The following is a 315-nucleotide window of genomic DNA, read 5'->3' as shown; positions in this document are numbered from 1 at the left end:
ACGCCCGTGTTGTCCGACTTCACGCGGACCTTCACGTTGTAATCGACCACTCTTTTCACTGGCACCAGGATTTTCATTTGACTTTCCTTTCACACATCCGAATATGGCTGAGATTGATCATTCACCCAGATACGCGGCCCGCACCTTCGGATCGTCGAGCATCTGCTTCGCGTCGCCTTCCATCGTGACCGTGCCGGAATCCATCACGTAGCCGCGATCGGCCGCCTGCAGCGCAAGGCGTGCGTTCTGTTCGACGAGCAGCACCGTGATGCCCTCCTTCGAGATCTCGCGCACCACTTCGAAGATCTTCTCGAC

The 315-nt window shown here is 56.8% G+C and carries 2 pseudogenes; both read right to left on the bottom strand.

Annotated features, from left to right (window positions below):
* Nucleotides 1–77, bottom strand: a pseudogene (locus DIE21_RS36985) (electron transfer flavoprotein subunit beta/FixA family protein); the annotation flags it as partial.
* A gap of 40 nt (nt 78–117) precedes the next feature.
* Nucleotides 118–315: pseudogene (locus tag DIE21_RS36980) on the bottom strand (ABC transporter ATP-binding protein); the annotation flags it as partial.

Origin of the sequence: Burkholderia sp. Bp9140 (genome assembly GCF_003853425.1) — a bacterium.
Lineage (GTDB): Bacteria > Pseudomonadota > Gammaproteobacteria > Burkholderiales > Burkholderiaceae > Burkholderia.
This window is presented reverse-complemented; position numbering and strand designations above follow the sequence as displayed.